The sequence below is a fragment of the Ensifer sp. LC384 genome, assembly GCF_001695865.1.
Taxonomy (GTDB): domain Bacteria; phylum Pseudomonadota; class Alphaproteobacteria; order Rhizobiales; family Rhizobiaceae; genus Ensifer.
The window spans coordinates 73,854-86,676 of the sequence record NZ_MBST01000015.1 but is presented as its reverse complement, the minus strand read 5'-3'; the positions used below and the strand labels follow the sequence as shown (position 1 = coordinate 86,676).

Sequence of the window (12,823 nt, the reverse complement as noted above, 5' to 3'; positions counted from 1 at the left end):
TTCTTTATTCTTGACGTGAGCCGAAAGGCTTAGTTCTGCTTGGCTGCCTTCTGGGCTTCTTCAAGCTTCTTGCGCGCATCTTCAGCCTTCTTCTGCATTTCTTCCTGCAGCAGGCGCTGACGCTCTTCGAGCTGCGACTGTTCGATCGGCTCGCCGTCGAAAATGCCGGTAAAGCCTTCGAGGCCCATCTTGATCGGGTTCGGAGCGCGCTGGAAGTTGACGGAGGTGAAGACCACCTCGTTACCCTTCTTCAGGCTTGCGATCAGCTGGTCGGACAGCGGGGCCTCAGCCACGCACTTGTCCGGCATGCAGATTGCGTAGTCGAGCTTCACCGGCTTGCCGCCGTCGATCTGCATCTGAACGCCGGTCGGGATCAGTCGCGCAGACGGCACGGAAATCTGCAGAACCTTGCGGTTGACCTTGCCCGTGACGGTGATGAGGCCAACGGCGGTCACGAGCTGACCGTTGTTTGCCGTCAGCAGGTTCTGAACGATGCAGACATCGTTGTCTTCCTGTTTGGTGCAGACCTTGAACCAACCCTGCGGGGGCTTGCCACCTGCCTGCTGGGCAGATGCAACGCCCGGAACGCCCGCAGCTGCTACAGAAAGCGCCAGCGTTGCCAGTCCCGCACGTTTGGTGAAGTTCGACTTGAAGATCATTGTGATTCCGTCTCCTGAAATCCGGTAACGGAACAATTCGTTCCGCAGGTGAGTATCGTCAGCCGCCGTTGTCCTGTTGGCCAAATAAGGCAAATGCATGACCCCGTTTCCGGAAACACCTGTTACATTGGCTCGTGCGGTTTATCCAGTGTTTCTTGCTTTTTTTTGACCTCTTGCCGGCCGGAATTTGGGTATAGCGTCGGTTGGAATTGTCGACCGGCATTGGTAACGTGCCGGGAATCGGCCAAATGCCACTTCACTGGAGATAACGTTGCGCACAATTCTTTCCGGTCTGGCCATCCTGTTGGCCGCAACCGCATTCGGTGGCGCCGCGACGGCCGCTCCCGTGCACGCCATTTCGATGCACGGGGAGCCCGCCCTGCCCGCGGATTTCAAGAGCTTCCCCTACGTCAATCCCGATGCAAAGAAGGGCGGCAAGATTTCCTACGGCGTGGTCGGGACCTTCGATAGCCTCAATCCTTTCATCCTGAAGAGCATGCGGACGACGGCGCGCGGCATGTGGGATCCGGAATACGGCAATCTCGTCTACGAATCGCTGATGCAACGCTCCCGCGACGAACCGTTCACGATGTACGGCCTGCTCGCCCAGACGGTGGAATGGGACGACGACCGGACATTCATTCAGTTCAATATCAATCCCGATGCGCGCTGGGCCGACGGGCAGCCGGTAACAGCTGATGATGTCATCTTCACCTTCGAGTTGATGCGCGACAAGGGTCGCGTTCCCTTCAGCAACCGCATGGCGAAGGTGGCCAAACTCGAAAAGGTCGGCGACCTCAGCGTCCGCTTCACCTTCAACGAAGATGCCGACCGCGAACTGCCGCTGTTGCTTGGACTTTCTCCAGTCCTGCCGAAACATGCAACCGACGTGGCGACCTTCGACCAGACGACGCTTAAGGCCCCACTTGGCTCAGGCCCCTATCGCGTTGCCGATGTAAAACCGGGCGAACGCATCGTCTATCGCCGCAACCCGGACTATTGGGCAAAGAACCTGCCTTCGAAAGTCGGGTTCGACAACTACGACGAGATCTCCGTCGAATACTTCCTCCAGGAGAACTCCCTCTTCGAAGCCTTCAAGAAGGGCGAAATCGACATCTACCCGGAGGGCAGCGCCACGAAATGGGCGCGTGGCTACGATTTTCCCGCTGTCCGCTCCGGTGACGTCGTCAAGGAGACTTTCACGCCGAAAACGCCGTCGGGCATGCTCGGCATCGTCTTCAACACGCGCAAGCCGATGTTCGACAACCTCAAGCTCCGTCAGGGGTTGGCGCTGGTGTTCGACTTCGAGTGGGTCAACAAGAACCTGTTCGACAGCGCCTATACGCGGACCCAAAGCTATTGGCAGAACTCGGCGCTTTCGTTCCTGGGGGCCGCGGCGGACGACCGCGAACTCGGGCTGATCGGTGACGTGCGCGAACACATCAACCCGGCGATCCTCGACGGTACATATCGCCTGCCGGTGACGGATGCATCGGGCCGCGACCGCAATGTGCTGCGCGTCGCCGTCTCGCTGCTGCGCGAGGCCGGTTATCAGATCAAGGACGGCAAGATGGTCGATGCCAAGGGGGCGCCGCTCGCCTTCGAGATCATGAGCCAGAATGCCGGCCAGGAGAAGATCGCCCTTGCTTACCAGCGCTTCCTGGCGCCGCTCGGCATCAAGGCCTCCGTGCGCACGGTCGACGATTCGCAGTACCAGCAGCGCAGCCAGTCGTTCGACTACGACGTCATCATCAAGTCGTTCCCCTCCACGCTCTCGCCGGGCATCGAGCAGGTCGGGCGCTGGACCTCGCAGTCGCGTGATCGCCAGGGGAGCGACAACTTTGCCGGCGTTGCCGACAAGGACGTCGACCGTATGGTCGAGAACATCCTCCAGGCCAGAACGACAGAGGATTTCACCGCGGCCGTTCGTGCCCATGACCGGTTGCTGATCAACAATTCCTATCTTGTGCCGCTCTACCATCTGGATGCCCAGTGGGTCGCGCGGCGCAAGCATATCGGCCGGCCGGCCACGGCACCGCTCTATGGCTACCAGCTGTCCGCATGGTGGGACGAGAACGTCCAATAAAGGGTCGGTTCCCTCTACAGTGCCGCGCGTCTTATCAGACCCACCAAGGTCGCTGTAGTACTTTGAATTGCTGCATGTTTTTATCCTTAAACCGAATGCGATTTAAGGATAAAAACATACAGAAGGTAACGCATTGAAAGCCTGATGGAGCTGGCTTATCTCGCAGCTTTGTCCAAGAGGAAAGGCACCTGCACCATGCAAACCGTCAGCATAGATATCGTCTCCGACGTCGTCTGCCCGTGGTGCTATCTCGGCAAGGCCAGACTCGATCAGGCGATCGCCAATGTCGGCTCGGAAGTACAGGTCGCCGTACAGTGGCGCCCCTACCAACTCAATCCCGACCTTCCGCCAGAAGGCGTGGATCACAAGCAACATCTCGCCGCCAAGCTCGGCGGTCAGGCGGCGGTCGACCGGGCACATGAAACGCTGAATGCACTCGGCAATGCCGATGGCATTGCTTTCGATTTCGACGCCGTGAAGATCAGCCCGAATACGCTCGACGCGCACCGGCTCATTCGATGGGCAGCGACCAATGGCGAAGCTGCGCAATCGGCCGTCGTCGGCTTGCTCTTCAAGGCAAACTTCGAAGAGGGCCGCAATGTCGGCGATCAGTCGGTTCTGCTCGATATCGCCACCGAAGCCGGCCTCGACCGGCCAGTGATCGCGGCGCTCCTCAACTCGGATGCCGACAAGGATGCCGTCAGGGAAGAGATCGGTATGGCCCGCGAAATGGGCGTGACCGGCGTCCCCTGCTTCATCCTCGACGGCCAATATGCCGTGATGGGCGCGCAATCGGTCGACGTGCTCAGCAATGCCTTGCGCGAAATCGCTCAGATGAAGGCCACTGCATAGTTTTAAGGCGCACAGCGCCGCGCCGAACCGACGTAAAGTCCTCTCGCGCCGCCAAACGGACCGGCAGCGCGAAGGCAACTACGCCTGTTTCGCCAGCCCGGCGAGTTGCGTCATCACCATCGCCGCGCCCGAGAGGCGCTTTTCAGGCGTAACCAGCTCGCGTTGGAAGAAGATGCTGTGGTCCGCCCTGATCTTCGCCAGCGTGCCCTGCTTGGCGATGTAGCCAACCAGCGCCGCAGGGTTCGGGAATTCCTTGTTGCGGAGCTGCACGACGACACCCTTCGGACCGGCATCGAGCTTTTCGACATTGGCCGTACGGCAGAGCGACTTGATATAGACGATTTTCAGGAGGTGCTGCACCTCGATCGGCAGCGGGCCGAAGCGGTCGATCATCTCCGCGCCGAAACCATCGATCTCCTTGAGATCGGTCAACTCGCCCAGGCGTCGGTAAAGGCCAAGTCGCAAATGCAGATCCGGCACGTAGTGTTCCGGAATCATCACCGGCGTGCCGACAGAGATCTGCGGTGACCAGCCGGTATCGTGAACCTCTTCCTCGCCCTTGAGTTCGGCGACCGCTTCCTCGAGCATCTGCTGATAGAGCTCGAACCCGACTTCCTTGATATGGCCTGACTGCTCTTCGCCGAGCAGATTGCCGGCGCCGCGGATGTCCAGATCGTGGCTTGCCAGCTGGAAGCCGGCGCCGAGCGTATCGAGCGACTGCAGCACCTTCAACCGCCGCTCGGCGGTTGCCGTCAGCGTCTTGTTGACCGGCAGCGTAAACAGCGCAAAGGCGCGCACCTTTGAACGACCGACACGGCCGCGAAGCTGATAAAGCTGCGCCAGACCGAACATGTCGGCGCGATGGACGATCAAGGTATTGGCCGTCGGCACGTCGAGACCGGATTCGACGATGGTCGTCGACAGCAGCACGTCATAACGCCCGTCATAGAAGGCGTTCATGATGTCTTCGAGTTCCGTTGCCGGCATCTGGCCGTGGGCTACAGCGACCTTCAACTCCGGCACGTCGGATTTCAGGAAATCATGGATTTCGGAGAGGTCGCTGAGGCGCGGGCAGACATAGAAGCTCTGGCCGCCGCGATAATGCTCGCGCATCAAGGTCTCGCGGATCACCAGCGCGTCGAACGGCGAGATGAAGGTGCGGACCGCCATGCGGTCGACAGGGGGCGTGGTAATGAGCGACAGTTCGCGCACCCCGGTCAACGCCAGTTGCAGCGTGCGCGGGATCGGCGTCGCCGACAGCGTCAGCACATGCACGTCCGACTTCAGCTCCTTCAGCCGTTCCTTATGCTTGACGCCGAAATGCTGCTCTTCGTCGATGATGAGCAGGCCGAGATTGGCGAAGTTGACCGAGGTTCCGAGCAGGGCATGGGTGCCGACCACGACGTCGGTCTTACCATCAGCCACTTCCTTCTTGGTCAGTGCCAGTTCCTTCGAGCCGACAAGGCGCGAGGCCTGCTGGATGCGGATCGGCAGGCCTCGAAAACGCTCGATGAACGTCTTGAAATGCTGTCGTGCAAGCAGCGTCGTCGGCACGACGACGGCGACCTGTACCCCGTTCATTGCCGCAATGAAGGCTGCCCTGAGCGCAACCTCCGTCTTGCCGAAACCGACGTCGCCACAGACAAGGCGGTCCATCGGCCGGCCACTGCCGAGATCCTCGCGCACGGCCTCGATCGAGTTCAACTGATCCTCGGTTTCGTCATAGGGAAAGCGTGCGACGAACTCGTCATAGACACCGTCCTGGGCCACCAGAACATGGGCATGCCGGGTGTGGCGCTCGGCTGCGATGCGGATGAGACCGCCTGCCATATCGAGCAGACGCTTCTTGAGCTTTGCCTTGCGAGCCTGCCAGGCGACGCCGCCAAGCTTGTCGAGGATCGCGTCCGTACCTTCTGAACCGTAACGGGAGAGGAGCTCGATGTTTTCGACCGGGAGAAAGAGCTTGGCGTTGTCTGCATAGACGAGCTCGAGACAATCGTGCGGCGCGCCGACCGCCTCGATCGTGCGCAATCCGACGAAACGGCCGATACCGTGTTCGGCGTGCACGACATAGCTGCCTTCATCGAGGCCTGCGACCTCGGCAATGAAGTCAGCACCACGCTTGCGCCGCTTGGAGCGGCGGACCATACGGTCGCCGAGAATATCCTGCTCGCCGATAACAACGAGATCGCCCGTTTCAAAACCTGCTTCAAGGCTGAGAACCGCCGATGCAGCTTCGCCCGGCTTCAACGTCTTGACGTCGGCCAGAGCCTTGATCTGGCGAATGTTGCCGAGACCATGTTCCACCAGCACCTGCAGCAGACGATCGAGAGATCCCTCGCTCCAACCTGATACAACGACCTTGAGACCTTTGGAGCGCTTCTCGGCGATGTATTTGACCGCCTGGTCGAAGACATTGACGCGGTCGCTCTCGGCCTCGCCTTCTCCGGCCGTCTTTGCCCAGCGCACGCCTTGCCGTGCATCGACGGTAACGACCTGGCGGGTCTCGCCTTCCTGCTCATTGAAAGGTGTGAGGCGGACCGCGTTGCGCTCAGCGAGCGCGGCCGTAAAGCCTTCCGAGTTCAGATACAGCAGTTCCGGCGAAACAGGCTTATAGGGCGTTCCCTGTGTTGCGAGCGACTTGCCCGGCGATGCCGCCGTGTGGCGGGCGTCATAGTAATCGAGAATGAGCTTCGAACGTTCGGCGGCGGCTTCTCGCGCCAGATGATCGGTAACGATGCGAAAACCGCCGAGATAGTCGAACACGGTTTCGAGGCGATCGTAGAAGAGCGGCAGCCAATGCTCCATGCCGGCATAGCGGCGCCCTTCGGAGACGGCCTGGTAGAGCGCATCATCCCGGGTCGTAGCGCCGAAGAGCGACAGATACCGCTTGCGGAAGTGACTGATCGTTTCCGGCGTCAGCGACACTTCGCTCATCGGATTGAGGTCGAGCGAACGAACCTGGCCGGTCGTGCGCTGGCTGGCCGGATCGAAGGAGCGGATGGTCTCAAGCGTGTCGCCGAAGAAATCGAGCCGCAGCGGATCGCCACTGCCGGGAACGAAGACGTCGAGGATGCCGCCGCGCACGGCGTACTCGCCGACTTCACGAACGGTGGCCACGCGCTCGAAGCCGTTGCGCTCCAGGCGCGCTGCGACATCGTCCATGCGCACCTGGTTGCCGGGGTGCGCCGAGAAGGCGAGGTTTTCGATCACATCCTGCGGTGAAATCTTCTGCAGGGCGGCATTGACCGTCACCAGCACGATGGCGGCATGCGGCTTCTTGCGGTGGGCAATCAAGGCGCTGAGGGCTGCGAGCCTGCGCGCTGACGTATCAGCACTCGGCGATACGCGGTCGTAGGGAAGGCAATCCCAACCCGGCAAAGTCAGGACCGGAATATCGGGGGCGACGAAACCGAGGACCTGCTCCAGATCGGCTATGCGCTGTCCATCCGAGAGGATGTAGGCGACCGGCGTACCGGCACGCGCCAGATCGGCAAGCACCAGCGCTTCGGCGCCTGATGGAACCGGGCCGATCGTGACTTCACACGTCGCAGCGGCAATCTTCTTCGGGTCAAGGCCAGCCAGCATCGATCTATTTCATCTCTTCAGGGAGCCGCTCGAAATCGGGGCGGTAGGCAGCGATGCGCTCGAACATCGCCGTCTGGTAGCGCTCAGGCACCGGCTTTTCGCCGATGATCCACTTGACGAGATCGTTGTCTTCCTCGGCCATGATGATTTCGAGCTCGTCCAACTCAACCTCAGACAAGGCGGAAAGCTCCGCCTCCGCGAACTGTCCTAGGATCAGGTCCATTTCGCGTATGCCGCGATGCCAGGCGCGAAACAGAATCCGGCGGCGACGCGGATCGAGATCGGCGCTGGTGCGTGAAATGCCAGTCATGGGGGATTCCTTCCTGCCGCCCGAGGAGGTACGGTTTGTCGTCAATGGGCTCTATAAACGCTGAATAGATGATTGTCAGCCTTGCCAAACTCCGAATTGTCGTCGCAATTTCATCGCCATGCGCCCTGCCCTGCTCGACCCGCTCTTTTCACCGCTCAATACTTTGCCCGGCATCGGCCCGAAGATCGGCGAGCTGTATGCCCGCCTTCTCGGCCGTGAAAGCATCGAAGACTGCCGCGTCATCGACTTGGCATTCCATGCGCCGCATTCGTTGATCGATCGACGGCAGCAGCCGGGAATCGCGAATGCACCGCAAGGTGTCGTGGTCACGATCACCGGTCGGGTCGATCGCCATCAGCCGCCGCCGCCGGGCAAGCAGAACCTGCCCTACCGTATCTTCCTGCATGACGACACCGGAGAACTGGCGCTCACCTTCTTCCGCGTCAAAGGCAATTGGCTGGAAAAATCGCTGTCGGTCGACGAGACCGTGATCGTCAGCGGGAAGGTCGACTGGTTCAACGGCCGGCCGTCGATGGTTCATCCGGACTATATCGTCAAGGCAAGCGAGGCGGACAACCTGCCACTCGTCGAACCCATCTACGGCCTAACGGCCGGCCTCTCCGCCCGCATATTGCGTAAATCAATCGAGGCGGCCGTCGCACGCGTGCCTGAAATGCCGGAGTGGATCGACAGCACTCTGGCCGAGAAACAGGGATTTCGGAGTGCGGCCGACAGCTTCCGCGCGCTGCATGAACCTCGCGACGCGACTGATATCGACCCGCAGGCGCCGGCGCGCAGGCGGCTCGCCTATGACGAGTTCCTGGCCGGTCAACTGTCGCTTGCCCTCGTTCGCCAGCGCCTTCGCAAGGTTGCCGGCACCCCGGTGCATGCGACGGGCAAACTCTCCGGCCCCGTCATCGCCGCTCTCCCCTTCTCGCTCACAGCGAGCCAATCGACCGCGATCGCTGACATCCTCAAAGACATGTCCGGTAGCGACCGGATGCTGCGGCTGCTGCAGGGCGACGTCGGCTCCGGCAAGACCATGGTCGCGCTGATGGCGATGCTGGCGGCGGTCGAATCGGGCGGCCAGGCGGTGCTGATGGCCCCGACGGAAATCCTTGCTCGACAGCATTTCGCGACGTTGTCGAAAATGGCTGCTCCCGCAGGCATCACCATTGACGTTCTGACCGGGCGCACCAAGGGCAAGGAGCGCGATGCGATCCTGGAGCGCATTGCCTCTGGCGAGACACGGATCGTGGTCGGCACGCATGCGCTGTTCCAGGACACCGTCAATTACGACAGGCTGACGCTTGCGGTCGTCGACGAACAGCATCGCTTCGGTGTCCACCAGCGTCTGCGCCTGACCGCCAAGGGTATTTCCCCGCATATGCTCGTGATGACCGCCACGCCGATCCCACGCACGCTGGTGCTCGCCGCCTTCGGCGACATGGACGTCTCCAAGCTGACGGAAAAGCCGGCCGGGCGAAAACCCATCCAGACGGTCACCATCCCGACCGAGCGGACCGACGAGATCGTCGACCGCCTGGCTGCAGCCATCAAGGAAGGCAAGAAAGCCTACTGGATCTGCCCGCTCGTCGAGGAATCCGAAGCGATCGACGTCATGTCCGCCGATGAAAGATACCAGGGGCTCTCCAAGCGCTTCGGCCGGGATGTCGGCCTTGTGCACGGCCGCATGAACGGGGCGGAAAAAGACGCCGTCATGCTCGCCTTCAAGAACGGTGAAATCCGCCTGCTCGTCGCCACGACGGTCGTCGAAGTCGGTGTCGACGTACCGGATGCCACCATCATGGTCATCGAGCATGCGGAGCGCTTCGGCCTCGCGCAATTGCACCAGTTGCGTGGCCGCGTCGGTCGTGGCGACGAGGCGTCGACCTGCATCCTGCTCTATAAGAGCCCGCTTGGCGAAACCGGCCGTGCAAGGCTTTCGATCCTGCGCGACAGAGAGGACGGCTTTCTGATTGCCGAGGAAGACCTGAAACTGCGCGGCGAAGGCGAGTTGCTGGGAACGCGCCAATCCGGCACGCCCGGCTTTCGTATCGCCAGCCTCGAAGCGCATGGTGACCTGCTCGAGATCGCCCGCAAGGACGCCGCCTATATGATCGAGCGGGATCCGGATCTCACCTCGCCGCGTGGCGAGGCGTTGAGAACCTTGCTTTATCTTCACCGCCGCGACGAAGCGATCCGCTTCCTGCGCGCCGGTTAGAGCATTTCCAGGAAAAGTGGGAGGCGGTTCTCCGTCAGGAAATGCGTAAAAACAAAAGCGTCAGGCGGTCTTCTGCTGCGCGATCTTGCGCGGCGGAGCGTTGGCAAGTGGCCTGTAGTCGGGAGCGACGAGGCCGCCGGAGATCAGCAGCTTGGCCGCATCCTCGGCGCTCATTTCAAGCGGGATGATCTTGTCGCGGGGCACGAACAACAGGAAGCCGGCCGTCGGGATCGGCGTCGGCGGCAAGAACACTGTCACCATGTCCATGCCACGCTCGTCGAATTTGGCGGCGACCTCGCCTTTCACATCCGTTGCAATGAACACAAGCGACCAGAGGCCAGGGCTCGGATACTCAATCAAGCCCGCCTTCTTGAACGACGAAGATTGCTCTTGAAGCACGGTCTGGAAGATCTGCTTCAGCGATTTGTAGATAGTGCGAACGAGCGGCGTCCGGCTGACAAGGGACTCGCCGAAGGCAACGATCGACCGCCCCACCAGATTGGCGGTGAGGAAACCGACCAATGTGATCACGATGAGCGCGACCAGAAGCCCGAATCCGGGAATAGCCACAGGCGAATAGGTGTCAGGATTATAGAAATTCGGCAGATAGGGTTTCACCCATCCGTCGGCCCATTCGATGAAGGTGCGGACCAACCAGACGGTAATGGCCAGCGGCGCGCAGATGATCAGCCCCGTCAGGAAATAGTTCCGCAACCGGGTCGCAATGTAGCTGCTCTTCGAATTTTCCGTCATGCCTCTTCCGTTTAAACCTCACTCCGAACCGAAAGCCGGATGATAGGCAACCGTGCCTGCCGGCACCGCGCCGGAGAAGGCCAGCGCCATGAAGTATTGCGGCGCACAACCCGGGAATACAAGAGAAGATTCGTTACGGAATCTGAACTTTTGGTAATAGTCGGGATCACCCACGACCACGCAGCCCAAGGCGCCGTCGGCGGTAAGCATCGCAAGGCCCTCGCGGATGAGCCGGCTGCCCACGCCCTGCGCTTGTCGCCCCGGCAAGACCGCCACAGGCCCAAGCCCGAACCAGCCGGATACTGGCGGCGTGAGCGTCACCGGCGAGAAGGCGACATGGCCGACGATCCGGCCTTCATCTTCAGCAACGAGCGAGAGCGTCAGCGCGCCCTGATCCCGAAGGCGCTCGATGATGAAGGGCTCGCTCTGGTCGCTGTGCGGATGCCCTGCGAAAGCAGCGGCGGTTACGTCGTGGATCGCCCGCTCGTCGCCCTTTCTTTCCGGCCGGATGACGATCATTCGACCGTTACCGATTTTGCCAGATTGCGGGGCTGATCGACGTCGGTACCCATGAACACGGCCGTGTGGTAGGCAAGCAGCTGAATCGGCAGCGAGAAGATTATCGGCGCGATGATTTCGTCGACATTCGGCAGCACGATCGTCGCCATCGTCTCGAGCTTCGAGGCGGCTGCGCCCTTTTCGTCGGTGATCAGAATGATCCGTCCGCCGCGGGCTGCCACCTCCTGCATGTTCGACACGGTCTTCTCATAGAAGCGGTCATGCGGGGCGATGACGATGACCGGCATGTTTTCGTCGATCAGCGCGATCGGGCCATGTTTCAGCTCGCCGGCGGCATAACCCTCGGCGTGGATATAGGAGATTTCCTTGAGCTTCAGCGCGCCTTCCATCGCCAGCGGGAAGCTGGTGCCGCGGCCGAGGTAGAGCACGTCGCGGCACTTCGAAAGTTCGCGCGACAGCATCTCGATCTTCGGCTGGATCGCATTCAGCACCTGGCCCATGATCCGCGGCATTTCGGCAAGGTGGCGAACGAGCGTCTGCTCCTCATCGGCCGAGACCGTGCCGCGGGCCCGGCCGGCGCCGATCGACAGCGCGGCAAGTACCGCCAGTTGGCAGGTAAACGCCTTGGTCGAGGCAACACCGATCTCAGGGCCGGCGAGGATCGGGAACACGGCGTCGGATTCACGCGCGATGGTCGATTCACGGGTGTTGACGACAGCGCCGATCTTCAGGCCATGGTCCTTGCAATACCTGAGCGACGCGAGCGTATCGGCGGTCTCGCCCGACTGCGAGATGAACAGGGCTGCCGACTGCGACGACAGCGGGATTTCGCGGTAGCGGAACTCGGAGGCGACGTCGATTTCGACCGGCAGGCGGGCATAGCGCTCGAACCAGTATTTGCCGACGAGACCGGCAAGATAGGCGGTGCCGCAGGCAGAGATCGCCAGGCTCGGCACGTCGGCAAAATCGATCGAGCCCGTGAGTGCCTTCACCCGGTTTTCGGCAAAGTCGATGTAATGGCCGAGCGCATGGGAGATCACCTCCGGCTGCTCGTAGATTTCCTTTTCCATGAAGTGCCGGTGATTGCCCTTGTCGATCATGTAGGCGGCTGCCAATGAGATCTGTCGCGGGCGATCGACGGCATTGCCGGCGAGGTCGAAGATATGGGCGCCATCGGCGCCGATCACGGCCCAGTCGCCGTCGATCAGATAGGTAATCTCGTTGGTAAACGGCGACAGCGCGATCGCATCGGAGCCGAGGAACATCTCGCCCTTGCCGTGGCCGATCGCCAGCGGCGGACCGTTGCGGGCAGCCATGATCGTCGATGGGTCGTCCTGATAGAGCACGGCCAATGCATAGGCGCCGGTCACCCGCTTCAGCATCGCATGCATGGCCTCGCGCCGGCCGAGGCCGTCACGCCGGAACTTTGCCAGCAGATGCGCCACGACTTCCGTATCGGTCTGCGTCTCGAACTTCGCACCGTCGGCGATCAGTTCGTCCTTCAGCGCGGAGAAGTTCTCGATGATGCCGTTGTGAACCACGGCAACCCCGTCGGTAAAATGCGGATGAGCATTACGCTCGGTCGGAGCGCCATGCGTCGCCCAGCGGGTGTGGGCGATGCCGATCGTTCCGGCCAGCGGCTCTTCGCGCAGGCGAGCCTCCAGATTGACCAGCTTGCCTTCGGCCCGGCGGCGCTCAAGCGCGCCGGCATTGATGGTCGCGACCCCGGCCGAATCGTAGCCGCGATATTCCAGGCGCTTCAACGCATCGATCAGTCGCTCCGAGACCGGCTGGTTTCCAACGATGCCAACAATTCCGCACATAGTCGTCTC

The 12,823-nt window shown here is 61.3% G+C and carries 9 protein-coding genes; 3 read left to right on the top strand and 6 right to left on the bottom strand.

Annotation, left to right across the window (positions count from 1 at the left end; genetic code table 11):
• Positions 1-29 precede the first annotated feature (29 nt).
• On the bottom strand, positions 30-659 hold the full coding sequence (locus BC363_RS13705) for an invasion associated locus B family protein (RefSeq protein ID WP_065781470.1): 630 nt from the start codon (positions 657-659) through the stop codon (positions 30-32).
• A 271-nt stretch (positions 660-930) separates the two neighbouring features.
• Here BC363_RS13705 and BC363_RS13700 point away from each other — a divergent pair, with 271 nt between their 5' ends.
• Positions 931-2,745, top strand: coding sequence for an extracellular solute-binding protein (locus tag BC363_RS13700; protein ID WP_083223409.1), 1,815 nt, complete (start codon positions 931-933; stop codon positions 2,743-2,745).
• A gap of 195 nt (positions 2,746-2,940) precedes the next feature.
• Entirely contained in the window at positions 2,941-3,597 is a 657-nt protein-coding gene (locus BC363_RS13695) for a DsbA family oxidoreductase (RefSeq protein WP_065781544.1), read from the top strand.
• 78 nt (positions 3,598-3,675) lie between these two features.
• On the opposite strand, the gene mfd is transcribed toward BC363_RS13695, so the two are convergent.
• Positions 3,676-7,185 (bottom strand): transcription-repair coupling factor, encoded by a 3,510-nt coding sequence (gene mfd, locus BC363_RS13690; RefSeq protein ID WP_065781471.1) that lies wholly within the window; start codon positions 7,183-7,185, stop codon positions 3,676-3,678.
• Positions 7,186-7,189: 4 nt separating this feature from the next.
• The gene (locus BC363_RS13685; RefSeq protein WP_065781472.1) at positions 7,190-7,495 is read right to left on the bottom strand and encodes a succinate dehydrogenase assembly factor 2; all 306 of its coding nucleotides are present in this window, start codon (positions 7,493-7,495) and stop codon (positions 7,190-7,192) included.
• A 118-nt stretch (positions 7,496-7,613) separates the two neighbouring features.
• On the opposite strand from BC363_RS13685, the gene recG reads away from it, so the two are divergent.
• Complete coding sequence (gene recG, locus BC363_RS13680) at positions 7,614-9,719, top strand: ATP-dependent DNA helicase RecG (RefSeq protein WP_065781473.1); 2,106 nt, start codon at positions 7,614-7,616, stop codon at positions 9,717-9,719.
• A 60-nt stretch (positions 9,720-9,779) separates the two neighbouring features.
• Here the strand turns inward: recG and BC363_RS13675 are convergent, their stop codons facing one another.
• The 3 genes from BC363_RS13675 to glmS are packed head-to-tail and all read right to left on the bottom strand — an operon-like array spanning position 9,780 to position 12,814.
• Positions 9,780-10,472 carry a DUF502 domain-containing protein gene (locus tag BC363_RS13675; RefSeq protein ID WP_065781474.1) on the bottom strand — a complete coding sequence of 231 codons (693 nt, stop codon included), beginning with the start codon at positions 10,470-10,472 and terminating at the stop codon, positions 9,780-9,782.
• An 18-nt stretch (positions 10,473-10,490) separates the two neighbouring features.
• Complete coding sequence (locus BC363_RS13670; protein ID WP_065781545.1) at positions 10,491-10,988, bottom strand: N-acetyltransferase; 498 nt, start codon at positions 10,986-10,988, stop codon at positions 10,491-10,493.
• Positions 10,988-12,814, bottom strand: a complete 1,827-nt coding sequence (glmS, locus tag BC363_RS13665; RefSeq protein WP_065781475.1) for a glutamine--fructose-6-phosphate transaminase (isomerizing) — start codon at positions 12,812-12,814, stop codon at positions 10,988-10,990. Before glmS ends, BC363_RS13670 begins: the two co-directional genes overlap by 1 nt.
• Positions 12,815-12,823 lie beyond the last annotated feature (9 nt).